The following is a 24,346-nucleotide window of genomic DNA, read 5'->3' on the forward strand; positions in this document are numbered from 1 at the left end:
CCGCCTATAATTGAGGGTTTTGCACTTTCCCTCAACACACTGACATGCCTATTTACGCCTACAAATGCGGCTCCTGCGGCCATGCCAAGGATGTGCTGCAAAAACTCTCCGACACACCCCTCTCCGTTTGCCCCGCCTGCGGGGCAGAGGCCTTTTCCAAGCAGGTGACTGCCGCCGGATTCCAGCTCAAGGGTTCGGGTTGGTACGTGACCGATTTCCGTGGCGGCAACAGCGGCGGTGCGGCCCCCGCAGCGGATTCCAAGGCGGACTCCGCCTCGGCGCCCAAGTCCGAGGCGGCCGCCCCTGCCAGTGCTGGCGATGCTCCTAAAAAAGAAGCAGCCAGCGCAAGTCCAGCAAGCGCTGGCGGCAGTTCTGCCTCTACAACCACCTCTTCGAGCTGAGTCACTGCATGGCTGCCTTGCGCAAATGGCTGTTGACCGGCCTCCTGGTGATTGTGCCGGGGGTTATCACGGCGTGGGTGCTCAACTGGATTGTGAGCACCCTGGACCAGACCCTGCAGATCCTGCCGGGCGCATGGCATCCCGACAAGCTGCTGGGCGTTCACGTGCCCGGCTTTGGTGTGGTGCTCACCCTGCTGATCCTGCTGGTGGTGGGCGCCATCGCCAGCAACTTCGCCGGCCGCAAGCTGGTGCAGTGGGGCGATGCGGTGGTGCACCGCATCCCCGTGGTGCGCTCCATCTATTCCAGCGTCAAGCAGGTCTCCGACACGCTGTTCTCCGAAAGCGGCAACGCCTTTCGCAAGGCGGTGCTGGTGCAGTGGCCGCGAGAAGGCGTCTGGACCGTGGCCTTTGTGACGGGCGCGCCCAACGGCGAAGTGGCCGCCTACCTGCGTGACGAGTTCGTGAGTGTGTATGTGCCCACCACGCCCAACCCCACAGGCGGCTATTTTGTGATGCTGCGCAAGAGCGACTGCGTCGAGCTCGACATGAGCGTGGACTCGGCCCTCAAATACATTGTTTCGATGGGCGTGGTCGCCCCGGCTGACCCCACGCTTGTTTCCCCCAGTAAGTTGTGAATCCCCTTTAACGCGCCACTGCGGCGCCGGAAGTTTTTCCCATGGCCATGCGTTCCCACTATTGCGGTCTTGTGACCGAAGCCCTGATGGGCCAAACCGTCACCCTGTCGGGCTGGGTGAACCGCCGCCGCGACCATGGCGGCGTGATCTTCATCGACCTGCGCGACCGCGAAGGCTATGTGCAGGTGGTGTGCGACCCGGACCGCGCCGAGATGTTCAAGACTGCCGAAGGCGTGCGCAACGAGTTTTGCGTGCAGGTGGTGGGCCTGGTGCGCCCGCGCCCGGATGGCACGACCAATGACAAGCTCAAGAGCGGCCAGATCGAAGTGCTGTGCCACGAGTTGAACGTGCTCAACCCCTCGGTCACGCCTCCGTTCCAGATGGACGACGAGAATTTGTCGGAAACCACGCGGCTCACGCACCGCGTGATGGACCTGCGCCGCCCGCACATGCAGCGCAACATGATGCTGCGCTACAAGACCTCCATCCAGGTGCGCAACTTCCTGGACAAGGAAGGCTTCATCGACATCGAGACGCCCATGCTGGGCAAGAGCACGCCCGAAGGCGCGCGCGACTACCTGGTCCCGAGCCGTGTGCACGACGGCCAGTTCTTCGCGCTGCCGCAGTCGCCCCAGCTGTACAAGCAAATGCTGATGGTGGCCGGCTACGACCGCTACTACCAGATCACCAAGTGCTTCCGCGACGAAGACCTGCGCGCCGACCGCCAGCCCGAATTCACGCAGATCGACTGCGAGACTTCGTTCCTGAACGAAGAAGAAATCCGCGCGATCTTCCAGCGCATGATCACCGAGGTGTTCCAGCAGCAGCTGGGCGTGGACCTGGGCGAGTTCCCCATCATGACGTACCAGGAAGCGGCTTTCCGCTTCGGCTCCGACAAGCCTGACCTGCGCGTGAAGCTCGAGTTCACCGAGCTGACCGAAGTGATGAAGGACGTGGACTTCAAGGTGTTCTCGGCGCCCGCCACCACCAAGGGTGGCCGTGTGGTGGCCCTGCGCGTACCCGGCGGCTCGCAGATCTCGCGCGGCGAGATCGATGCCTACACCGAGTTCGTGAAAATCTACGGCGCCAAGGGCCTGGCCTGGATCAAGGTCAACGAAGTGGCCAACGGCCGCGAGGGCCTGCAGTCGCCCATCGTCAAGAACCTGCACGACGCAGCCATCGCCGAAATCTTGAAGCGCACCGGCGCACAGGACGGCGACCTGCTGTTCTTCGGTGCCGACAAGGAAAAGATCGTCAACGACTCCATCGGCGCGCTGCGCCTGAAGGTCGGCCACAGCGAGTTTGGCAAGAAGAACGGCCTGTTCGAAAGCCGCTGGGCGCCGCTGTGGGTGGTGGACTTCCCGATGTTCGAGCATGACGAAGAGAACGACCGCTGGGCCGCCGTGCACCACCCCTTCACGTCACCGAAGGATGGCCACGAGGACCTGATGGACACGGACCCTGGCAAGTGCATTGCCAAGGCCTACGACATGGTGCTCAACGGCTGGGAACTCGGCGGCGGCTCGGTGCGTATTCACCGTGCCGACGTGCAAAAGAAGGTGTTCGATGCGCTCAAGATCTCGCCAGAAGACGCGCAGGCCAAGTTCGGCTACCTGCTGGATGCCCTGCAGTACGGCGCTCCCCCGCACGGTGGGCTGGCCTTCGGCCTTGACCGTCTGATCACGCTGATGACCGGCGCCGAGTCGATCCGCGACGTGATCGCCTTCCCCAAGACCCAGCGCGCGCAAGACCTGTTGACCCAGGCGCCTTCGCCCGTGGACGAAAAGCAGCTGCGCGAGCTGCACATCCGCCTGCGCAACCTCGACGCTGTCAAGGCAGCCTGATACGGCACTGCCCCCGACCCGGCGGATGCGGTCTCGTGGCATCGCAATACAAAGCGGCAAGGGCCTGGAGGCCCGCGCCGCTTTTTTCTTGGCCAGTCCACCGCGGTGTGGCGCTGGCATTGAAAGGAAACCCTTCATGCGTTCAATGACGACCCGGGCCTTGTGGATGGGCGCTGCGCTGCTGGCACTGGCAGGCTGCGGCGAAAAAAAAACCGAACTGGGCCAGGGTGGTTCGGTGGTCACCGGCTCGGCGGGGCCGGTGGGCGCGAGCAACGCCGCGCGTGAACTGGTGCGCTGCGAAGCGCCCGTCGCCACGCTGGCGTTGGCCGAAAACCCCAACGGCTACGTCATGGGTTCGGGCTACAGCCTCCCACCGTCCCCCGTGCCCCTGGTAAAGCTCCTGGCCCAGCAGAGCGGCTGTTTCCGCGTGGTGGACCGGTCGGCCGGCCTGCGCGGCACCATCCAGGAGCAGGACCTCAAGGACTCCGGGGTGCTGCGCAAGAACAACTCCACCGTGGCCAAAGGCAAGGGCTACGAGGCGCAGTACACGCTTACGCCCAGCCTCACGTTCAGCGAGCAGGATGCGGGGCGCGGACTGGCCGGGGTGATCGCGATGATTCCGGTGCTGCGGGACATCGCCGGCCTGGCCGGCATCGTTGAACAGGTCAAGTTCAAAGAGGCGCAAACGGCCTTGCTGCTGTCCGACAACGAAACCACCGAGCAGGTCGCCGCGGCCACCGGGGCGGCTCGCACCACGGATCTGGGCGTGGGCGGGCTCGTGTTCGGCAAGCTGGGTGGGGCCGCCGGAGCCGGTTGGAGCAATACCAACGAAGGCAAGGTCATTGCAGCCGCCTTCCTGGATGCGCACAACCAGCTGGTCGTGCAAGTGCGCGCATTGCAGGCCAAGGAGCTGCCGCCGCCGGTGCCCACCACCACGGCAACACCGCGTTCCAAGGGCGGCTAAAGAGATCGCGGCACGTGGTGGCAGCAGCAGCGCAGCAGCGGCCTTACAAGCTCCCGGAGTCGGTGCTGGTGGTCATCCACACGCCGGCGCTGGAGGTCCTGCTCATCCGCCGCACCGGCGGTGAAGGGCACTGGCAGTCCGTTACCGGAAGCAAAGACCAGCTGGACGAGCCTTTCGAGGAAACCGCCCGCCGCGAAGTGGCCGAAGAGACCGGCCTCGATGCGCGCGCACCCGGTTGCGTGCTCACGGACTGGGCGCTGGAAAACGTCTACGACATCTGGCCGCAATGGCTGCACCGCTACGCCCCCGGTGTTGTGCGCAACCGGGAGCGCGTCTTTGGCTTGTGTGTGCCCACGGCCACGCCGGTCGTGCTGAGCCCCCGCGAGCACGATGCCTTTGAATGGCTGCCCTGGCAATGCGCAGCCGACCGGTGCTTCTCGGCCTCCAACGCCGAGGCCTGCCTGCTTCTTCCTCGGTTCACTGCGCAACGGGCGAAGTAGCGCGAACCGAGCGCCACCTGGAGCTATCGCTCATTTGCTTTTGGCGAGGGTCTGGATCAGGTGGTCTGAAAAGCCTTCTGCCGCTGGCGAGGTCGCGCGCCGCGCGGGGCTGTAGAGGCACACGTAGCGCATGACCTCGGGCGACAGGATGCGCCGGCGCACCAAGCCCAGGGGCTTGGCCAGTGCGCCGACATAGTCGGGCGCCAGGGTCGCAGCCACATCAGCGGCTGCCAGGCCCATGGCGGTGGAGATGTTGTCCACGATCTCCACCGGCGTCACCCGTTGCCCGCTGGGCAGGCCGGTGTGCATCTGCGCCACGCTGCGCTCATGGTCGCGGCCGGCGGCCACCAGGGGGTAGGCGTGCAGCTGGTTCCAGGTCACGCTGCGCTTGTGGGCCAGGGGATGGGTGGGCGCGCACCACAGCACCCAGGGGCTCTCGAACAGCTGGGTGCGCACGACGTCATCGCCGCAGGCGCGGTCCGGGCCCAACGCCAGGTCGGCATCGCCGCTGGCGACGGCATCCACGAGCTTTTCTACCGGCACATCGCGGATGTGGATGCGCACCTTGGGACGTTTTTGCACGTAGGCCTTGATGGCCTTGGGCAGGATCACGCTGGCCACCACCAGCGGTGCTGCAATCCGCACGATGCCGGCGGCGCGGTTGCGCACATCGCTGGCGGCCGATTGCGCCATGCGCAGGTGCTTGAGCACCGACTCTGCCGAGGCCAGGAACTCCCGCCCGGCGCTGGTGATGTCCACCCGGCGCGTGCTGCGCTCGAACAGCTTGAAGCCGAGTGCGTCTTCCAGTTCTCCCACCAGCTGGCTTACCGCCGACGGAGTGAGCGCGAGGCGGTCTGCCGTGGCTGCAAAGCTGCGCAGCTCGGCCACGGTGACAAAGGCTTCGAGCTGGCGGGGCGTGAAGTGGGGAAATGACATGGCTGGTGATCTCCGGCGCTCTCGGGTGCCATTAATTAGATCATCTTCACAATCGATCAGAAAGCATTGATTGTGGTGCGACGGGGGGCTCTCGATACTCCGCGGCAGATGCAGACAGCCGCGCTGGTCCAGCGTCACTGCCCAGCGAATTCAAGAAAACGATATGCCCACCTGCAGCACCAAATGATGAACGACTCCCGCTCAGAAACCGCACTGGCATCGCTGCGCAGTGCCTATGCAGGCCGTTTGTGGACGGAGCCAGCGGAGACCGCGGCGTTTCTCACGGACTGGCGCGGCAAGTGGACGGGGCCTGCGCTGGCAGTTGCCCAGCCTGCGGACACTGCCGAGGTGGCGCAGCTGCTCGCCTGGTGCCATGTGCACCGGGTGCCGGTGGTGCCGCAGGGCGGAAATACCGGGCTCTCCGGCGGCTCGGTGCCAGAGGCCGACATGGCGGAGGGGAGCTTGCCGCTGTTGCTGTCCCTCACCCGGCTCAACCGCGTGCGCCAGATGGACCCGCTCAACAACACCGTGGTGGTGGAGGCCGGCGCGACACTGTTGCAGGTGCAGGAGGCCGCCCGCGCAGCCGGGCGCCTGTTTCCGCTGAGCCTGGCCGCGGAGGGTTCATGCACCATCGGCGGCAATCTGGCCACCAATGCCGGCGGCGTGCAGGTGTTGCGCTACGGCAATGCGCGCGAGCTGTGCCTGGGGCTGGAGGTCGTCACGCCGGAGGGCGAGGTCTGGAACGGGTTGCGCACCCTGCGCAAGGACAACACCGGCTACGACCTGCGCGACCTGTACATCGGCTCCGAAGGCACGCTGGGTGTGATCACGGCCGCCGTGCTCAAGCTGTTCCCCCTGCCGGCCGCGCAGATGGTGGCGCTGGTCGGGGTGCCCACTCCCGAGGATGCGCTGCAGCTTTTGGTGCTGGCCCAACAGCGCGTGGGCGCCTCGCTGACCGCGTTCGAACTGTTGTCGGACACCTGTATGCAGCTGGTGGTCCACCATGTGCCGGGCACACGGCGCCCGTTGGCGGAAGCTTCGCCCTGGTATGTGCTCCTGGAAGTTTCGGTCACGGGCGCCGAGGCGGATGCCCAGGTGCACGCGGCCCAGTCGATGGAGGGCTTGCTCGAAGCGGCGATCGAGCAGGGTGTTGTCACGGATGCGGCCCTGTCGACCACGCTTGCGCAGTTCGAGGCTTTGTGGGCGCTGCGCGAGAACATTTCTGAGGCGCAGGGCGCCGAGGGCCCGACCATCAAACACGACATCGCCCTGCCGATCTCGCGCATCCCTGAATTCATTGCCCGCACCGATGCCGCGGTGGCTTCCACGTTTCCGCAAGTGCGCCAGGTCACGTTCGGCCACCTGGGCGATGGCAACCTGCACTACAACGCCTCGCCCGCCATTCCCGTGACTCCCGGGCCACTCGGCGCAGCGGCCAAGGCGGCCTTCCTGGCGCTCGAAGGGCCGCTCAACCAACTGGTGCACGACGCCGTGCACGACTTCGGTGGCTCCATCAGCGCGGAGCATGGACTGGGTGTGCTGCGGCGCGACGAATCGGCGCGCTACAAGGCGCCGCTGGAGCTTCGCCTGATGCATCGCATCAAGGCCGCGCTCGACCCAGAGGGCCTGATGAACCCGGCCAAGCTGTTGCCCCAGCCAGCGGCAGGCCACCGCCACTAATTGCATCTATCGCATTGGAAACCACATGAACAATGACACGCTCAGCGTTGCCGGCATCGCCGTATCGCCCCACCATTACATCGACGGCCAGCGCGTGGCGTCGGACCTGCGCTTCGACCTGCACTCGCCCATCGACCAGGCGCTGTTGGGCCGTATCAGCGAGGGTTCGCCCGCGCAGGTGGATGCCGCAGTTACCGCCGCAGCGCGTGCCTTCCCGGCGTGGAGTGCGCTCACGGCCGCCGAGCGCAAGCCGTATCTCGACCGATTCGCGGCCGAGATCGGCCAGCGCGCCGAGGCCTTCTGCACGCTCGAATCCAACGACGCCGGCGTGCTGCTCTCGCGCATGAAGCACGGCGTGGTGCCGCGCGCCATGCTCAACATCACCTGGTTCGCCGAGCATGCGCTGACCCTGCAGGACCGGCCCATCGAGACCGAGCAGGCGACCCACCTCGTGCGCCACGACCCGGCCGGCGTGGTGGCCATCATCACGCCCTGGAACGCGCCGCTGATGCTGGCCACCTGGAAGCTCGGCCCGGCGCTGGCCGCAGGCAACTGCGTCATCGTCAAGCCGCCGGAATGGGCCCCGCTGACCAGCAGCCTGCTGGCCGACTGTGCGCACGCTGCCGGCCTGCCGCCCGGGGTGTTCAACATCGTGCAGGGCGCGGGCGCCAGCACCGGTGCACGCCTGGTCAGCGACCCGCGCCTGGCGCGCATCTCGTTCACCGGCTCGGTGCCCACGGCCAAGTGGATCGCGCAGTCCGCCGGCGCCAACCTCGTGCCCTGCAGCCTGGAGTTGGGCGGCAAGTCGGCCTTCATCGTGCTGGATGATGCTGACATCGACAACGCGGCCGCCACCGGCGCGCTGATGTACCGCAACGCCGGCCAGGTGTGCCTGGCGGGCACGCGCTTCCTGGTGCACCGCAAAGTGCACGATGCCTTCGTGGCCGCGCTGCGCGGCTATGTCGAAAAGCTCACCGTGGGCGACCCGCGCGAGGAGGCCACCGAGGTCGGCCCCATCATCCACCCGCGCCAGGTCGAGCGTGTGCACGGCTTCGTGCAGCGTGCCGTGGCCGATGGCGCCACGCTGCTCTGGGGCGGCTCGCACCACCCCTTCGGCGCGCAGTATTACCAGCCCACCCTGCTCACCGACCTGCGCCAGGACAGCGAAATCGTGCAGAACGAGGTCTTCGGCCCGGTGCTCACCTTGCAGGCCTTCGACAGCGACGAGGAGGCCATCGCCCTGGCCAACGGCACGGACTACGGCCTGGGCGGCGTCTGCTACGGCGAAACGCAGCACGCCAGTGCCGTGGCGCAGCAGGTGCGCACCGGCTTCATCTGGGTCAACAGCTTCGGCATCCGCGACCTGGCCGCGCCCTTCGGCGGCATCAAGCGCAGCGGCGTGGGCCGCGAGGGCGGGGACTGGAGCTTCGAGTTCTTCTGCGACGTCAAGGATGTCGTCGTTCCGAAAAAGCCTTTCCGCGCCAGCTTCAGCCACCGTTGAGCGTTACCTACACACAGGAGACATACCCCATGGGAAACATCGTTGGCGCCGCCATCGTCTCGCACCACCCCGGCCTGATGCAGTGCGAAGAGTTTCGCGTGCTGCAAGGCGCCGGAGCGGACTCGGACTTGATCCCCGGCTATGCGCGCCTGCGCGCAAAGATCGCCGCAGCCCGGCCCGACGTGGTCATCATTTTCGATTCGCACTGGTTCACCACCGGCTATCACCTGGTGGATGGCGCTCCGCGCTACCAGGGCCACTACATCTCCGACGAGATGCCTTGGTACCTGCACGGCGTGCCCTACGACTACCGCGGCCACCCGGACCTGGCATTGGAGATCGAGGCCGTCTCGCGCGAGCAGGGCGGCTACAACCGAGTCATCAACCACCCTGACCTGGGCAAGCAGTACGCCACCATCAACCTGGTCAAGCACCTGCGCCTGGAGCGCAGCGACACACCGGTAGTCACCGTGAGCTCGTGCCAGAACTGCGACTGGCGCCACTTCCTCCAATCGGGCGAGGCCATCGCCGAGGCCGTGCGCCGCAGCGACCTGCGCGTGCTGCTGCTGGCATCGGGCGCGCTCAGCCACAAGTTCAACCCCATCGACTGGAAGCCGAACCACCCGCGCATCTTCCACGAGAGCAATGTCTCGCGCCCCGAGAACATCGTGAGCGACAAGGGCGCCATCGCGCTGATGGAGCAGGGCCGGCACGACAGGGTGCTCGATCGCTGGCAGGACGAATACCGCAAGATGCCCTGGGAGGCCTTCGGCGCCCACTATCTGCAGATGCTGGGCGCCATGGGCGGGGCCGACTGCCGCGCGCGCGGCGTGGCCCTGTCGGCCTACGAGAATGCACGCGGCACGGGCAACGTGCACATGTGGTTCGATGGGGAAACGCAAGCGGCGGAGGCGGCGGCATGAACTTCGAATTCCCGGTCACCGAACTGCCCGCCGTGATGCGCGGCCCGCGCGTGGAGCGCCGCCGCGTGCTGGTGGGCGGCAGCGCCTGCTGGGGCACCCTGGTGGAAGAAGGCGCGCAGCAGGGGCAGTTGCGCCTGGACGATGGCCGCGTGCTCGACCCTGCCACGGTGCAGCACCTGCCACCGGTCGCGCCCAGCAAGATCATCGCGGTGCACATCTCCTACAGCTCGCGCAGCTTGGAGACGCGCAACCAGCCCAAGCCGACCGAGACGCCCACCTACTTCACCAAGCCACCGACCTCCGTCAACGGCCATGGCTGCGAGATCCACAAGCCTGCCGACAGCCTGTACCTCAACTACGAGGGCGAGTACGCTGTGGTCATCGGCAAGACCTGCCGCAACGTGCTGCCTGATGAGGCCTGGGACTACATCGAAGGCTTTTGCCCCGCGCTCGACATGGGCCTGCAGAACTACCGCGACACCGACCAGGGCAGCATGCTGCGCGTGAAGGGCGCGGACACGCTGCTCCCCATCGGCCCCGGCATCGTGCGCGGCGTGAACCTGTTCGAGCAGACGCTGCGCACCTACCGCAACGGCCTGGTGGTGCAGGAGGCACACATCGGCGACGAGACCATCTGGGGCCCGCACTACGTGGTGGCCGACATCGCGCGCCACATCACCCTGGTGCCGGGCGATGTGATCCTGATGGGCACGCCCTGCCACTCGCGCTCTGTGGACCCGGGCGACATAGTCGAATGCGAGATCACCGGCCTGGGCCGCCTGGCGGGCACCGTGGTGGCCATCGATGCGCCGCGCGCCTCGGCATTGGGCGTGGGCCACCAGCCCACCGACAGCCCCGAGGTGCGGCGGGTTGCGTTTGGCTTTGACGAGCGGGTGCCCGAGCGCTTCAAAGCCAACTACCAACAGGCCGCAACAAAACAGGCGCGAACGCCGTAGCCCTTTCCCCGCTCCCGTTTTCCTTGATCGCACTACAACACCGGAGACAAACCATGAACCGTTCCTTCCCCACATCGCGCCGCAACGTTCTGCACATCGCGCTGGCCGGCGCCGCGGGCACACTGCCCATCATCGGGCGCGCCCAATCCATCGACACGGTCAAGATACTGGCGGGCTTTGCTGCCGGGGGCACCGTGGACACGCTCGCCCGGCGCGTCGCGACCCAATTGGCCCCGGTCTATGCCAAGTCGGCCGTGGTCGAGAACAAGACAGGCGCCGGCGGGCAGATCGCGATTGCCACGCTCAAAGCAGCCCCAGCAGACGGTGCCACCTTGTTGGTCACACCCATGTCCATGCTGGGCATCTACCCCCACACCTACAAGAAGCTTCCCTACGACCCGGTGGCCGATGTGACGCCGGTCTCGCTGGGCGTGGTGTTCGACATGGGTTTTGCCGTGGGCCCCCAGGTACCCCTGTCAGTGAAGACGGTGCCCGAGTTCCTCGAGTGGTGCAAGGCCAACCCCACGGGCGCCAACTTCGGCTCGCCCGCCCCGGGCTCGGTACCTCATTTCGTGGGCGAGCTGATCAGCCGCGCCGGCAAGGTCGACATGCGCCATGTGGGCTTTCGTGGCTCGCAGCCGGCCATCCTGGACCTGCTGGGCGGGCAGATCGCGGCCGTGTCGGCCCCGGTGGGTGAGTTCTTGCCGCACCTCTCAGGCGGCAAGATCCGCGTGCTGGCCACCTCCGGCGCCACGCGCAACAAGTTCATGCCCAATGTCAGCACGCTGGTCGAGCAGGGCTACAAGGACATGGTCTACAACGAGTGGTTTGGCTTCTTCCTGCCGGGCAAGGCGCCTGCCGATCTGGTGCAAAAGGCCAACGCGGCCATCCGCACCGCCCTGGCCGACAAGGACGTGATTGCCGGATTGGCGGCCATGGGGCTGGAGGCGCGTTCGTCGAGCCCCGCCGAGCTGGCGGCGCTGCTCAAGGCCGATGGGGAGAAGTGGGGTCCCATCGTGAAGGCCATCGGCTTCACCGCTGAGTCCTGAGGCCCGCACGATGCTCGACGACGCATTGATCCAGCAACTGGCCCGTGAACTGCACCAGGCCGAGAAGACCCGGGTGCAGGTAGAGCACTTCTCCAAACGCCACCCCGGCATGACGGTGCAGGACGGCTATGCCATCTCTCGCGCCTGGGTGGCGATGAAGATCGCCGAGGGGCGCACGGTGCGCGGCCACAAGATCGGCCTGACCTCGCGCGCCATGCAGGTCGCCAGCCAGATCACCGAGCCCGACTTTGGCACCTTGCTGGACGACATGTTTTTTGCCGAAGGCGGCGACATCCCGATGCAGCGCTTCATCCTGCCGCGTGTGGAGGTGGAGCTGGCCTTCGTGCTCCACAAGCCGCTGCGCGGCGAGCCGGGGCGGCCTCCTGTGAACATCTTCGACGTGCTGGCCGCCACCGAGTACGTGGTGCCGGCCATCGAGATCATCGACGCGCGTATCGAGCAGCACGACCGCCACACGGGCGTGATGCGCAAGGTGTTCGACACCATCTCGGACAACGCGGCCAATGCCGGCATCGTCACCGGCGGGCGCCCCGTGCGGCCCGATGCGGTGGACCTGCGCTGGTGCGGCGCGCTGCTCTACAAGAACGGGGTGATCGAGGAGTCTGGCCTGGCGGCCGCCGTGCTCAACCATCCGGCCACGGGCGTGGCCTGGCTGGCCAACAAGCTGGCACCCTATGGCGAGGGGCTGGAGGCGGGCGAGGTGGTACTGGGCGGCTCGTTCACGCGGCCTGTGGCGGCTGCTGCGGGCGACACCTTCCATGCGGACTACGGGCCGCTGGGCAATATCGCCTTCCGTTTTGTCTGAGGCCTCCACCATGCAGACACCGGTGAACACCTTCAAGCAGGCGCTGGCAGCGCGCACGCCGCAAATCGGCCTGTGGTTCGGTCTGGCCAGCGGCTACGCGGCCGAACTCGTCGCAGGGGCAGGCTTCGACTGGCTGCTGCTCGACGGCGAGCACGCGCCCAACGACGTGCCGCGCATGCTGGAGCAGTTGCAGGGCATTTCCAGCGCCCGCGCCATGCTGGGCACTGGCCCGCACCCCGTGGCCCGGGTGCCCGTGGGCGACACGGCGCTCATCAAGCAGTACCTGGACATCGGCGCGCAGACCCTGCTGGTGCCCATGGTGGACACGGCCGAACAGGCGGGCCAGCTGGTGCGTGCCATGCGCTACCCGCAGGACGACGGGCGGGGCGGCATCCGCGGCATGGGTGCCGGTTTGGCACGCGCCTCGCAGTGGATGCGCTACCCCGGCTACCTCACGGAGGCCAATGCCCAGGTGTGCCTGCTGGTGCAGGCTGAGAGCACCCTCGCCATCCAGAACCTGGATGCGATTGCCAGCACGCCCGGGGTGGATGGGGTCTTCTTCGGCCCCGCCGACCTGTCGGCCAGCATGGGCCATGTGGGCAACCCGGGCCATCCGGCGGTGCAGGCTGTCATCGAAGACGGCATACGCCGCGTGTTGGCGGCGGGCAAGGCCCCCGGCATCTTGATGGCCGACGAGACACTGGCGCGCCGCTACCTGGAGCTGGGCGCCGTGTTTGTGGCCGTGGGGGTGGACACCAGCGTGCTGGTGGCGGCCACACGCGACCTGGCGGCGCGGTATGGCAGGGCCGTGCGTTCGGTCCCGTCGGCCACCGCGCCAGCGCTGGCGGTGTACTGATCTGCCAAGAGGGTTAGGGCCGCAGCCGGAGCTTTTCCATCGGATCGTCTGGCACGCTGTCATCGCCCTCACCGAGGTCGCTGCCGCCTGGCGCGTTCGGCGTCGGTCCCAGCTCGGCAGCGTTGCGCGACCGGATGGCGACACCCCCCGGCCGGCGGTCGCTCTCCTGCCCCAGGATCGCGCGCGCTGGCGCACTTCCCACGCGGGTCCGCAGGGCGTTGATGGCCTCTTGCAGCGCTTCGGGCGATGCGATGCGTGCGCTGTGGCGCAGCAGCACCTGCTGCGACATGTCCAGCAGCTTGGAGTTGAGCGTGCGCTCAGCCTGTTGCAACAGTTGCTGCACGGCGCCGGCCGGGTCGCCCGCCAGGCTCTGCGCCATGGCAGCTTCGGCGGTCTTGTTGACCAGGGGCAGGCAATCGCGCACCACTTCACTGTAGGGCGCGTGCAGGTTGCAGGCGTTGGCCAGCAGCTCGGTCAGGCCGCGGGTATTGGCATAGCGCATGCCCACCGCCCGGATCCAGCCCTCGCCCTCAGACAGGTCGATGGACGTGACCGCCAGCACGGCCAGCAGGCTGCCCAGGTTGCACGCCGCCTCAAAGTCAAAACTGCTGGACGTGATCTCGGCCGCCATGTCGCGTACAGACTCCACCGCCTGCGAGAACTGCCGCTGCTGGATAAGCTGCAGCGCGCGCGCCACGGTGGTGAACCGCTGGATGCGCGCGCTGCCCTGGTGGCGTTCCAGCACGCGGCCGAAGTCCGCCATGCAGCGCTCAATGCCCTTGCGGTCGTTTTCGGCAAAGTACGCAAAGGTGAGCAGCACCAGCGACTGGAAGTCGAACAGTTTGGAGTCGATGCCCAGGATGGCGGCGCGCGACAGCACCTTGGTGGCCGTTTCCCGGTCGCCCATGTAGTACGACATCATTCCCAGCTTCTGCAGCCGCACCACCGAATCCGGCGTGAGCCCGCTGGCAGTGCGATAGGTCTCGATAGCCTGCGAGAAATTGCCCAGCTCCACCTGCGCGCGGCCCAGCACATCGTAGGCGTCGGCAAACGACGCGTCCTCGCCAATCAGCTCCTGCAGCGTGGTCACGGCGCGCGCCGCCTGGCCGGACTCGATCTGCGCACGCGCCACACCCAGCTTGGCCCAGGGCAGGGCGCGCGCCGCAATCACCGCCTCAAACAGCGTGCGTGCTTCGTCGTGGCGGGCAAGCCGCAGCAGCAACTCGGAGCCGATGCGCGCGGCGTACAGCCAGTAGGGCTGGCGGGCCTCGAATCGGGCCACACACAGGCGCGCGGCACTTTCAAAATCCTCGGCCTCGATGGCGTCAAAGATGGGGCGCAGGTGCACCTTGCGCAAGCGGGCCAGGCTCAGCCGCTCGAACAACGCACTCGGGGTAAAGGGTTTGAGCAGATAGCCATCGAGCGCCGACTCGGCGGCCTCGGCCACGGCGGCGTACGAGGCTTCGGACGTGACCATGAAGAACACCGTGGAGAAGGGCAGCAACTGGGCACGGCGCAGGTCGTCCAGCAGGGTCTGGCCGGAGTAGCCGCCTTCGCCAAAGTATTGGTCGCACAACACGTAGTCGAAAACGGTGTGCTCCAGCCGGTTGCGTGCGTCCTGCACGCGGGTGCATTGCACGATGCGGGTCACGCCGTACTCGCGCAGCTGCCCCACCAGAATGCTGCGCGACGTGGCATTGCTGTCGACGATCAGCGCCAGGACCGGGGGCGGTGCGGCGGATGGGTCGTTCTCGGTAGCCATCAGGGGTGTGGTCCGGGCCGCCGGGGCGGCAAGTGGATGCAACCAAGTGTAAGTCGATGGTTGCTGGCCGAGCGTCGGGCAAACCCGCACCGGGTGCGGCTTGCGACACAATCCCAGGTCCTACAAGCGGCAGACGACCGCCTGCTATCTTCTAGAGCGCCCCATGGACACTGACTTTCGCTGCTTCGTAGCGCGCCCTGCGGCGTTGCTTCTCCTTGCGGGCATGGGCCCGCCGCGTTGTCGCGGTTTGCCTGGCGCGCCCATCACCGCACTGGCCAGTGCGTTCAACTACCGTTTCTAGGACCATGCAACACGACGACATTCTGCGGGTGGCGACCTACAACATCCACAAGGGGGTACAAGGCATTGGTCCCGTGCGGCGGCTTGAAATCCACAACCTCGGGCTGGCGGTGGAGCAACTTGACGCCGACATCGTGTGCCTTCAGGAGGTGCGCAAGCTGCACCGGCGCGAGGCCACGTACTTTCAGCGCTGGCCCGAGCTGCCCCAGGCCGAGTTCCTTGCGCCCGAAGGCTACGAGGCGGTGTACCGCACCAACGCCGTCACCAAACACGGTGAACACGGCAACGCGCTGCTGTCGCGCTGGCCCGTGGTCGGGCACCAGCACGAGGACATCTCCGACCACCGCTTCGAGCAGCGTGGTTTGCTGCACGTCGAGGTCGATGCCCACGGCCGGCGCATCCACGTGATCGTGGTGCACCTGGGCTTGATTCCCGGCAGCCGCATCCGCCAGATCGAGCGGCTGGCGCGTTTTATCGAACGCGAAGTGCCGCCCGATGCCGCGGTGGTGGTGGCGGGTGACTTCAACGACTGGGGGCAGCAGATCAAGCGCATGCTGGCAGGATTTGCGTTGCACGAGTTCGATGCGCCGCGCGCCTTCACCTACCCCGCGCGCCTGCCGCTGGCGCAGCTCGACCATGTCTACGTGCGCGGGCTCACGCCGCTGTCGCTGCACGTGCCGCGTGGCCGCATCTGGTGGCGCATGTCCGACCACCTGCCCTTGATCGCCGAGTTCCGGCTGTAGCCCCACCCGTGAAGAAAAAATCGCCCTTCAGGACCCACGGTTTCGAATTTGCCGACGACCACCGGGTCCGGCTGCTGCAGGGGACGGAAGAGCTGTTCCCCGCGCTCATCGAGGCCATGGACGCCGCGCTGTCGGACATCCAGTTCGAAACCTACATCTTTGACTTCACGGGCGCCGGGGCCTCGGTGGCCGAAGCGCTGATGCGCGCCGCCCAGCGCGGCGTGCGCACCCAGCTGGTGGTGGATGGCGTGGGCACCGGCGCGCTGCCGGTGGCGTGGGCCGAGCGCCTTCAGGCGGCCGGCGTGCTGTACCGCGTGTATTCGCCCCTGGGGCCGCTGGGTCTGCTGCTGCCGCACCGCTGGCGCCGCCTGCACCGCAAGCTGTGCGTGGTGGACGGCCGCACGCTGTTTTGCGGCGGCATCAACGTGCTCGATGATTTTCACGACCCGAACTATGGCGCGCTGGAGGCACCGCGGTTTGACTTTGCCGTGCAGGCCACCGGCAGCCTGGTGACGGCCGCCAGCGAAACCATGGACCAATTGTGGTGGCGCATGCAGGCCGTGCGCGACGCGCGCGAGCGCCGCCTGCCCGAGGCGCTGCAATCCCTGCGCGCCGCCAGCGCAGCCCAACACGCGGCCGATGTGGCCAACGCCGACACCGGCCCGCCCATGCGCGCTGCGCTGGTGCTGCGCGACAACGTGCGCAACCGCAGCCGCATCGAAAAAGCCTACCGCCGGGCGATTGGCGCCGCGCGGCACGAGGTCATCATCGCCAACGCCTACTTCATGCCCGGCGGCAAGCTGCGCCGCGCGCTGGTGATGGCCGCGCGCCGGGGGGTGCGCGTGCGCCTCTTGCTGCAGGGCCGGTACGAATACTTCATGCAGTACCACGCGGCGCGGCCGGTGTACGGTGCGCTGCTGGAGGCAGGCGTCGAGATCCACGAGTACGAACCCAGTTTTCTGCACGCCAAAGTGGCCGTGATCGACGCGCTGGGCGACCGGCCCTGGGCCACGGTGGGCTCGTCCAACCTCGACCCGCTGAGCCTGCTGCTGGCGCGCGAGGCGAATGTGGTGGTCGAAGACGCCGCCTTTGCTGCCGACCTGCGCCAGCGCCTGGTGCACGCCATGCAACACGCCGGCCGGCGCATGGACCCGGCGCAGTACGCGGGCCGCCCGCTGGGCCAGCGCCTGCTCGACCGCATCGCCTTTGGCCTGATGCGGCTGGCGCTGTGGATCAACGGAAAAAGGTATTGAGGCTGGGTGAGAGTCCCCCAGGGCGGCTGAACCGCCTTCCCCCCGGGGGGACGCCACCGGCGGCCCGGCAAAGCGGGTTCCACGGGGTGCACTGGTGGGAGGGCGGCGCTTGCTTTTTGCGCAGTGGGCGGGCGGGGCTTGGTTAAATGCGGGATTCCTGCATCTGAATTTGCTATGTTTTTAATAGCTATTAGCGCTTATGGATCAAGCGCTGGAGGCCAAAAACCCTTCAAATCCGGATTGTTGCAATCGCTGTTACGATTCCTGCCATGTCCAGCACCACTGCCGCCGATATGACGCCCACCCCGCCGGACGAAGGCACGCCTGTCTCCGTCAAAATCCGGGAGCGCCTTGCCGCCGCCCGCAAGCGCTTTCATGCCAATGACAACATTGCAGAGTTCATCGAACCGGGCGAGCTGGAGAAGCTGCTCGACGAGGTGGAGCACAAGATGCAGGGCGTGCTGGACAGCCTGGTGATCAACACCGTGGGCGACCACAACACCAACAACACGGCGCGCCGCGTGGCCAAGATGTACCTCAATGAGGTGTTCAAGGGCCGCTACGTGGCCCAGCCGCCCATCACCGAATTCCCCAACGCCGAGCACTTGAATGAGCTCATGATCGTCGGCCCCATCACCGTGCGCAGTGCCTGCAGCCACCACTTCTGCCCGGTCATCGGCAAGATCTGGATCGGCGTGATGCCCAACGAACACACCAACGTGATCGGACTGTCCAAGTACGCGCGCCTGGTCGACTGGGTGATGGGCCGCCCGCAGATCCAGGAAGAAGCCGTGGTGCAGCTGGCCGACCTGATCATGGAAAAGACCCAGCCCGACGGCCTGGCCATCGTGATGGAAGCCAGCCACTTTTGCATGTCCTGGCGCGGTGTGCGCGAGATGGACAGCAAGATGATCAACTCCGTGATGCGCGGCGTGTTCCTCAAGGACTCGGCGCTGCGCCGCGAATTCCTCTCCCTCATTCCCCGGTAAGAACCGAGCTTCTTGCCCTCACCACTTTCGGAAAGAACAGACCATGCTTGTACGCCTGCTCTATGCCAGCCGCGCGGTGGACACCTCGCCCGCCGCCATCGAAGCCATCCTCACGCAATCGCGCCAGCACAACCCGGGTTGCGGCATCACCGGGGTGCTGTGCTACGGCGGCGGCGTGTTTCTGCAGGCCATCGAAGGCGGGCGCGCGGCGGTGAGCGACCTGTATGGCCACATCCAGCGCGATGTGCGCCACAAGAACGTGGAGTTGCTGCACTACGAAGAGATTTCGGAGCGCCGCTTTGGCGGCTGGACGATGGGCCAGGTGAACCTGTCCAAGATCAACCATTCGATCCTGCTCAAGTATTCCGAGAAACCCGAGCTGGACCCGTATGCGGTGTCGGGCAAGGTGTCGTTTGCGCTGCTCGAAGAGCTGATGGCCACCGCCGCCATCATCGGCAGAGCCTGAAAAGCGGGGTGCTTGGCTACTGCGCGGCCACATCCCGGGCCTGCGGTACTCGCCGCACGGGAGTGCGGCTGCGTTCCTCAACCCAGGCTGAGGCCGCTCGCTACGCAAATCACCCCACTTTTCTGCGCAGCTATAGATAGCGTTTCCTAGCCGCAGCTGCCCAGAAGGCGCTGCGGTTTTTTGCGTTCAGGCCGTTCCTTTTCCCACCCCGTGACCCTCACCGCCTTCGCCCTCATCATCCTCGCCGGCCTTATCCACGCCTGCTGGAACATCGTGGCCAAGAAAGCAGGGGGCGACTCGCGCTTCGCGTTCTTCACTTCGGTGCTGATGATGCTGTTCTGGGCGCCCCTGGGCTGGACCCTGGGGCGCGATGCGGTGCCGCTGTGGGGCGCGGTGGAGTGGGGCTTTGTGGTGGCCAGCGGGCTGCTGCACGTGGGCTACTTTGTCATCTTGTTGCGTGGCTACCGCAAGGCCGACCTCACGGTGGTGTATCCGCTGGCGCGGGGCTCGGGGCCGCTGTTGTCGTCGCTGGTGGCCATCACGCTGCTGGGCGAGCGCATCTCGGCGCTGGGGGCGTTGGGCATCGTTGGCGTGGTGGGCGGCGTGTTCCTCATCGCGGGCGGCCCGGGCCTGCTGCGTGCGGCGCACGACCCGGCGGCGCGCGCGCGTGTGCACAAGGGCATTGCCTACGGGCTGCTCACCGGCGCCTTCATCGCCAGCTACACGGTGGTCGATGGCTACGCGGTCAAGATTTTGCTGATGTCGCCCATCCTGATCGACTACATGGGCAACTTCGTGCGGGTGGCGCTGCTGGCGCCCGTGGTGCTGCGCGATGTGCCTGCCGCGCGCGCGCTGTGGCTCACGCAGTGGCGCGTGGCCCTGCTGGTGGCGGTGGTGAGCCCTGTGGCCTATGTGCTCGTGCTGTATGCGATGCGCGAGGCGCCCCTGTCGCACGTGGCCCCCGCGCGCGAGGTGTCCATGCTGTTTGCCGCGCTCATCGGCGGCCACCTGCTGGGCGAGGGCGACCGTGCGGCGCGCATTGCGGGCGCGGTGTGTATTGCCGCCGGCGTCACGGCCCTGGCGTTGGGATAAGAGGATGCACCCCCTGAGTCGCTTCGCGCCTTCCCCCTCTCTCGTCTCGCTGCGCGAGCCGGGAGGGGGACGCCCCCACCGCGGCGGGGCGGCCCTTGCGCGGGGGCACTGGCATTGGTCGCGCCAGTGGCATAGGTTGCGTCCAGTTGATCGGCCGGAGTCTGAAGGGGAAGGGCATGTTGGTCGGATGTGATTTCTCCAGCAGCCCCACGCGGCGCAAGCCCATCGTGCTGGCGCTGGGCCAGCGCCAGGGCGCGCGCGTGCAGCTCACCGCGCTGGAGCGGTTGGACACGCTCGCTGCGTTCGGCCAGTGGCTGGCACGGCCGGGCGACGACTGGGTGGGTGGTTTTGATCTGCCGTTCGGCCTGCCGCGCGAACTGGTGCAGACCCTGGGCTGGCCCACCGAATGGCTCGCCTGCATGGCGCACTACCGCAGCCTCAGCCGCGAGCAGATCCGGGCGCAATTTGCGGCGTTCTGCGATGCGCGGCCCGTGGGCGGCAAGTTTGCGCACCGCGCTACCGATGGGCCCGCGGGCTCCAGCCCGTCGATGAAATGGGTGAACCCGCCGGTGGCCTACATGCTGCACGCGGGCGTGCCGCTGCTGCTCGATGCCGGCGTGCACCTGCCGGGCTTGCAGGAAGGCCCGCCCGGGCAGGCCGGCCGCCGTGTGGCGCTGGAGGCCTACCCCGGCCTGCTGGCGCGCGAGGTGCTGCAGCGGCGCAGCTACAAAAGCGATGACCGCGCCAAACATACGCCCGACCGGCTCATTGCCCGCAAAGATTTGGTGAACGCGCTGGAGATGGGCCAGACACGCCTGGGTTTGCGCCTGAAGCTCAGCCACGCGCAGCGCGATGCACTGGTAGACGACGCCAGCGGCGACAGCCTGGACGCCGTGTTGTGCCTGCTGCAGGCCGCCTGGGGCCAGCAGCGCTACGCCGAGGGCGACCCGTTCTACGGCCTGCCGCCGGGGCTGGACCCGCTCGAAGGCTGGATCGTGACGGCCTGAGCGTGGTGAGCAAGGTCAGTCTAAGCGCTTGCTATCAAATCAATAGCTTTAAGCGCTTATCCATCAAGCGCTAAGTGCCAAAAACATCCAAAGTTTCTTCTGAAGAAGACTCTGAGAGTGCGGCCCCGGGCACCCCGCCGATGCCAAAGTGAAACAGAGAGAAACAGCCGCGTCGGCGGCGAACAACACATTGACCTCTGCGGTGCCGGGCCGCTGCCCCCAAACGGTGCAAGCCGCTGCTACGCTCGCGGGCGCTCTTCCGTGGAGGGAGGGTGAAGCGCATCAACGATCGGGAAAAAATGAACAAAAAAGCAGTGTGGGGCACCGCGGCGGTGCTGGTGGTTGCGGGCTATGGCGCCGCGACCTGGTACCTGGGCGAACGCGCGCAGAGCGCCTACCAGGAGGCGCTGGCCGAGATGCAAAAGCTCGTCGGCCCGGAGGTGCTGGTGTCCCAGCAATACACCCGCGGTTTCTGGACATCCCAAGGCCAGCTGGTGCTGCAGTGGACCCCGCCCGCGGCGACTGAAGAGGAAGAAGATGGCGAGGAAGCTGATGCGGCCCCGGCGGTCGCACCGCAGCCCATCCGCTTCACGGTGGAGAACACCGTGCGCCACGGCCCGTTGGCCGGCTGGCGCCTGGCTGCGGCGGTCATCGAAACGCGCGTGGCCAGTGTGGACGGTGTGGACGACAAGATGCGCAAGACCTTTGCCAAGGTCAGCGCCCCCACATTGACCACCGTGCGCAACCTCACTGGCAGCCATGACATCGCGGTGGCCTGGCCTGCGGGCGAGGTAGGTGAGGGCGAGGACCTGGTGCGCTGGCAGCCCTTGGTCTACCAGATGACTTTGAGCGCCGATCGCAGCCGCCTGAGCGGCGACTTCGCCTGGCCAGAGTTCATCCTGCAGACGCAACACCAGCCGGAGGAAGACGACGACGAGCCTGCCGCCGCCGAACGCCCGGTTGAGCGGTTTGCCGTGGCAGTCCAGGGCATGAAAGGCGACTTCAACATGCAGTTTCAGGACGGCCTGTGGCTGCTGGCGCCTGGCCATGGCAAAGGCACGTTCAGCAAGCTGACGGTCACGCGGACGCCGGCAACCGCTGCAGCTGCGGGCGCCGCACCCGAGCCGCTGATGGCGCTGAAGGACCTGTCGTATGGCATCAACATCGAGCGCACCGGCGCCAACCTGGGCTGGGTCACGACCATGAAGGGCACCGGCAGCGTGGGGCCCCTGGCGCTGGAGTCGCTGGAGCTCAACGAGACCGTGAGCCGCATCGATGTCGAAGCGCTGAAACTGGTGCAAAAGGCACTGATCGACGCCTACAAGGCAGATCCGGCCACCGCGATCCCGACGGGCGAAATGCCTTGGGCGGCATCGCTGATGGAAGCGGTTCCGAAATTTGTGGCCGCTTTGCCTGCCTATGCGGTCAAGCTGTCGGCCAAGGTGGACGGCGAGCAAGGCGAGTTGCAATACGGCGTCGAGCTCAAAAGCGTGCCCGATGCCGAGCAGATCGCAGAAGGCGCCTGGGGCCAGGCCGTGCTCAAGAGCAGCGCCCTGCATGCCAGCCTGCGGTTGCCCAAGGCCTGGTTGCCTCGCCTGGCGCAAGCTGCAGGCACCAAAGTGCCCAAGCCCGAAGAGATGGATGTGATGCTGGGCATGGCCCAGGCGCAAGGCTTCGTCAGGCAGGAAGGCAACCACCTGACCAGCGCCGTGCGCATGGAGGACGGCAAAGTGGTGCTCAATGGCAAGGAAATCGCCGTGCCACTGATGCGCCAGTGATCTATTGATCTATTGACCCGTTGCGCTGGCCGCACACCATGCCCATGCCTATGCCCGCACCAAGCGTTTCACGCATTGCACGCACGGCAGACCCTGCGGGGACTGCCAAGGGCTTGGCGGCAGCTGCCCTGGTGCTGGCGCTCTCAGCCCTGTCTGGCGCTGCGTTTGCGGCGCCTGCCCCGTGGTACTACTGGCGCAGCAAGGTGGATGGCGCGCGGGTCTGCGCACAGACCTCTCCCGGCTCCGGCTGGGAGCGCGACAGCGCCGCCTACGAAGGCCCGGGCTGCCAGCCCCGGCGCAAGGTGCTGGTCATCCCCATGCGCTGACCGCCACGCCCGTGCTTCCAGGGCGGCTTGTTATAAAAATCATAGCTAACAGCGCTTGTCACATAAGCGCTGGCAGCCAAAATCGCTTGCAATAGTGTGTATGCATTCGATAATGGCACGCATGACCGAACTGATCCTCATCCGCCACGGAGAAACCGACTGGAACCGCGAGCTGCGCTTTCAGGGCCACGTGGACGTACCGCTCAACGCTACGGGGCGCGAGCAAGCCCGCCGCCTGGCCGAGCGCCTGGCCTTTGACAAGCTGGCGGTGGACCACCTGGTCTGCAGCGACCTCATCCGCACACAAGAAACCGCCGCGCCCAGCCTGCAGGTGCTGTTTCCGCAACTGCGCATCGACACCCTCACCGACAGCGCTCTGCGCGAGCAGAACTTCGGCATCGTCGACGGCAAGCGGGTGGACGACGTCAAGCTCGAACATGCCGACGCATGGAACCAGTGGCTGCGCTTTGAGGCCGACTACGGCATGCCCGGCGGCGAGACCACGCGCCAGTTCCACACCCGCGTGATGGACGCCGTGCGCCGCATCGCGCAGCAGTACTCCGGCCAGAAAATCATGGTGGTCACCCACGGCGGCGTGCTCGACATGATCTGGCGCACTGCCCGCGGCACGGGCCTCGATGGGCCGCGCCAGAGCGACATCCCGAACGCGGGGCTCAACCGGGTGCGTGTGCAGGGCGATGCGGTGGAGGTGCTGGACTGGGCGGATGTGCGGCACCTGGCGGATCTGCCGGCGCAGCCGGTGTATGACCAGACAAAGTTGGTGGTGCGGTAGGGCCGCACAAGCTTGGCCGCCTCGCACGTGGCGCGGCGAGGTATCGTGATGGGACGTTGCTCTGTCAGCCGGCCAACCAGTCCGGGCGGCAGTCCCCACTCTCGATCTGAGCCGCGTTTATGCACAGGTATTTGCTGCCGTCTTCCCTCGCCAGCGCCAGGTAGTGGCCCAGTTGGCGTGATTCAATGGTGAGCAGAACCCACAGTGCCATGATCCGCTGGTATTCATGTCCGGACTCCCACGCTTGGCGGCACAGCCGCTCTGCGTGCGGCGACCCTATGAATCCCAGGGCTTGCAGTGCGATCCGGCGCACGTATTCATCCTGGTCTTCCACCAGCTGCAACAAGGCGCTTTCGGCCGTTGCGAACGGGAGTACATGCTTGCCGAGTTGTTTCGCAGTTTGCCACCGGGTGTCCGGTTCCTCGCAGGAAAGGATGTAGGGGAGCAACTCCGACAGCAGCAGGGGTCGTTGACCCAACTGAGATGAGAGGTAGCTGATTTCGTTGTCCCGGGCGATCGCGTAGATGAGGTCGTCCACGACGTCGACGCACAAGTCTGCGGCAGACACCGTTTCCAGACAATCGATGAAGGCGTGATGAAGTTCGGTCCACGCTTGGTAGCCGCATTCCCACTCACCGTAGCGGTCCTCAGCGGGATACTGTTGCGCCCAGGCGCGAAACTTGGCGACCTCGCTGCGGATCGCGCTTGGCCCTGCACTGTCACCGTCCCCCATCAATGGCGCCGTACTGGTGCATGCCCTTGGCAC

At 66.6% G+C, this 24,346-nt stretch carries 24 protein-coding genes; 21 read left to right on the forward strand and 3 right to left on the reverse strand.

Translation table 11 applies throughout. From position 1 onward, the window contains the following. The first annotated feature begins 44 nt into the window (after positions 1–44). From ACSQ3Q_RS05395 to nudB, 5 genes are all read left to right on the forward strand, one after another. Complete coding sequence (locus ACSQ3Q_RS05395) at positions 45–401, forward strand: FmdB family zinc ribbon protein (RefSeq protein ID WP_436133383.1); 357 nt, start codon at positions 45–47, stop codon at positions 399–401. Between the two features lie 8 nt (positions 402–409). Next, positions 410–1,036: a DUF502 domain-containing protein gene (locus ACSQ3Q_RS05400; protein ID WP_192427698.1), complete on the forward strand. Its 627-nt coding sequence runs from the start codon at positions 410–412 to the stop codon at positions 1,034–1,036. A gap of 41 nt (positions 1,037–1,077) precedes the next feature. Further along, positions 1,078–2,880 carry an aspartate--tRNA ligase gene (gene aspS, locus ACSQ3Q_RS05405; RefSeq protein WP_436133384.1) on the forward strand — a complete coding sequence of 601 codons (1,803 nt, stop codon included), beginning with the start codon at positions 1,078–1,080 and terminating at the stop codon, positions 2,878–2,880. Between the two features lie 145 nt (positions 2,881–3,025). Further along, positions 3,026–3,844, forward strand: coding sequence for a CsgG/HfaB family protein (locus tag ACSQ3Q_RS05410; protein ID WP_436136943.1), 819 nt, complete (start codon positions 3,026–3,028; stop codon positions 3,842–3,844). 17 nt (positions 3,845–3,861) lie between these two features. Continuing rightward, positions 3,862–4,344: a dihydroneopterin triphosphate diphosphatase gene (gene nudB / locus ACSQ3Q_RS05415; RefSeq protein WP_436136944.1), complete on the forward strand. Its 483-nt coding sequence runs from the start codon at positions 3,862–3,864 to the stop codon at positions 4,342–4,344. 30 nt (positions 4,345–4,374) lie between these two features. On the opposite strand, the gene ACSQ3Q_RS05420 is transcribed toward nudB, so the two are convergent. After that, positions 4,375–5,280 (reverse strand): LysR family transcriptional regulator, encoded by a 906-nt coding sequence (locus ACSQ3Q_RS05420; protein WP_436133385.1) that lies wholly within the window; start codon positions 5,278–5,280, stop codon positions 4,375–4,377. Between the two features lie 186 nt (positions 5,281–5,466). On the opposite strand from ACSQ3Q_RS05420, the gene ACSQ3Q_RS05425 reads away from it, so the two are divergent. Genes ACSQ3Q_RS05425 through ACSQ3Q_RS05455 form a run of 7 tightly spaced genes read left to right on the forward strand, consistent with a single transcriptional unit; the run spans position 5,467 to position 13,071 of the window. After that, the gene (locus tag ACSQ3Q_RS05425; RefSeq protein WP_436133386.1) at positions 5,467–6,960 is read left to right on the forward strand and encodes an FAD-binding oxidoreductase; all 1,494 of its coding nucleotides are present in this window, start codon (positions 5,467–5,469) and stop codon (positions 6,958–6,960) included. Positions 6,961–6,985: 25 nt separating this feature from the next. Next, complete coding sequence (locus tag ACSQ3Q_RS05430; RefSeq protein ID WP_436133387.1) at positions 6,986–8,461, forward strand: aldehyde dehydrogenase family protein; 1,476 nt, start codon at positions 6,986–6,988, stop codon at positions 8,459–8,461. A 29-nt stretch (positions 8,462–8,490) separates the two neighbouring features. Beyond that, positions 8,491–9,384, forward strand: coding sequence for an extradiol ring-cleavage dioxygenase (locus ACSQ3Q_RS05435; protein ID WP_436133388.1), 894 nt, complete (start codon positions 8,491–8,493; stop codon positions 9,382–9,384). Then, positions 9,381–10,340 carry a fumarylacetoacetate hydrolase family protein gene (locus ACSQ3Q_RS05440; RefSeq protein ID WP_436133389.1) on the forward strand — a complete coding sequence of 320 codons (960 nt, stop codon included), beginning with the start codon at positions 9,381–9,383 and terminating at the stop codon, positions 10,338–10,340. The genes ACSQ3Q_RS05435 and ACSQ3Q_RS05440 overlap by 4 nt, the downstream gene beginning before the upstream one ends. A 53-nt stretch (positions 10,341–10,393) precedes the next feature. After that, complete coding sequence (locus ACSQ3Q_RS05445) at positions 10,394–11,389, forward strand: Bug family tripartite tricarboxylate transporter substrate binding protein (RefSeq protein ID WP_436133390.1); 996 nt, start codon at positions 10,394–10,396, stop codon at positions 11,387–11,389. Positions 11,390–11,399: 10 nt separating this feature from the next. Next, on the forward strand, positions 11,400–12,215 hold the full coding sequence (gene hpaH, locus ACSQ3Q_RS05450; protein ID WP_436133391.1) for a 2-oxo-hept-4-ene-1,7-dioate hydratase: 816 nt from the start codon (positions 11,400–11,402) through the stop codon (positions 12,213–12,215). A 10-nt stretch (positions 12,216–12,225) separates the two neighbouring features. After that, a complete protein-coding gene (locus tag ACSQ3Q_RS05455; RefSeq protein ID WP_436133392.1) occupies positions 12,226–13,071 on the forward strand; it encodes an aldolase/citrate lyase family protein in 846 nt (281 codons plus the stop codon). Positions 13,072–13,084: 13 nt separating this feature from the next. Here the strand turns inward: ACSQ3Q_RS05455 and ACSQ3Q_RS05460 are convergent, their stop codons facing one another. Next, a complete protein-coding gene (locus tag ACSQ3Q_RS05460; RefSeq protein WP_436133393.1) occupies positions 13,085–14,833 on the reverse strand; it encodes a response regulator in 1,749 nt (582 codons plus the stop codon). Positions 14,834–15,138: 305 nt separating this feature from the next. Between ACSQ3Q_RS05460 and ACSQ3Q_RS05465 the strand changes: the two genes are divergently transcribed. The 9 genes from ACSQ3Q_RS05465 (at position 15,139) to ACSQ3Q_RS05505 (ending at position 23,580) form a co-directional block, all read left to right on the forward strand. Further along, a complete protein-coding gene (locus tag ACSQ3Q_RS05465) occupies positions 15,139–15,876 on the forward strand; it encodes an endonuclease/exonuclease/phosphatase family protein (RefSeq protein WP_436133394.1) in 738 nt (245 codons plus the stop codon). An 8-nt stretch (positions 15,877–15,884) separates the two neighbouring features. Next, positions 15,885–17,129 carry a cardiolipin synthase ClsB gene (gene clsB / locus ACSQ3Q_RS05470; protein WP_436133395.1) on the forward strand — a complete coding sequence of 415 codons (1,245 nt, stop codon included), beginning with the start codon at positions 15,885–15,887 and terminating at the stop codon, positions 17,127–17,129. Positions 17,130–17,398: 269 nt separating this feature from the next. Further along, the gene (folE, locus tag ACSQ3Q_RS05475) at positions 17,399–18,118 is read left to right on the forward strand and encodes a GTP cyclohydrolase I (protein ID WP_436133396.1); all 720 of its coding nucleotides are present in this window, start codon (positions 17,399–17,401) and stop codon (positions 18,116–18,118) included. 43 nt (positions 18,119–18,161) lie between these two features. Next, on the forward strand, positions 18,162–18,584 hold the full coding sequence (locus ACSQ3Q_RS05480; RefSeq protein WP_436133397.1) for a BLUF domain-containing protein: 423 nt from the start codon (positions 18,162–18,164) through the stop codon (positions 18,582–18,584). 210 nt (positions 18,585–18,794) lie between these two features. Beyond that, complete coding sequence (locus ACSQ3Q_RS05485; RefSeq protein ID WP_436133398.1) at positions 18,795–19,676, forward strand: EamA family transporter; 882 nt, start codon at positions 18,795–18,797, stop codon at positions 19,674–19,676. Positions 19,677–19,852: 176 nt separating this feature from the next. Then, positions 19,853–20,683 carry a DUF429 domain-containing protein gene (locus ACSQ3Q_RS05490; protein WP_436133399.1) on the forward strand — a complete coding sequence of 277 codons (831 nt, stop codon included), beginning with the start codon at positions 19,853–19,855 and terminating at the stop codon, positions 20,681–20,683. Between the two features lie 299 nt (positions 20,684–20,982). Next, entirely contained in the window at positions 20,983–22,461 is a 1,479-nt protein-coding gene (locus tag ACSQ3Q_RS05495) for a YdgA family protein (protein ID WP_436133400.1), read from the forward strand. 50 nt (positions 22,462–22,511) lie between these two features. Beyond that, positions 22,512–22,787 carry a hypothetical protein gene (locus ACSQ3Q_RS05500; RefSeq protein WP_436133401.1) on the forward strand — a complete coding sequence of 92 codons (276 nt, stop codon included), beginning with the start codon at positions 22,512–22,514 and terminating at the stop codon, positions 22,785–22,787. 121 nt (positions 22,788–22,908) lie between these two features. Then, positions 22,909–23,580 (forward strand): histidine phosphatase family protein, encoded by a 672-nt coding sequence (locus ACSQ3Q_RS05505; RefSeq protein ID WP_436133402.1) that lies wholly within the window; start codon positions 22,909–22,911, stop codon positions 23,578–23,580. 64 nt (positions 23,581–23,644) lie between these two features. Here ACSQ3Q_RS05505 and ACSQ3Q_RS05510 read toward each other — a convergent pair whose 3' ends face one another. Continuing rightward, entirely contained in the window at positions 23,645–24,313 is a 669-nt protein-coding gene (locus ACSQ3Q_RS05510; RefSeq protein ID WP_436133403.1) for a HEAT repeat domain-containing protein, read from the reverse strand. Positions 24,314–24,346 lie beyond the last annotated feature (33 nt).

Origin of the sequence: Acidovorax sp. LjRoot129 (genome assembly GCF_964253765.1) — a bacterium.
Taxonomy (GTDB): domain Bacteria; phylum Pseudomonadota; class Gammaproteobacteria; order Burkholderiales; family Burkholderiaceae_C; genus Acidovorax.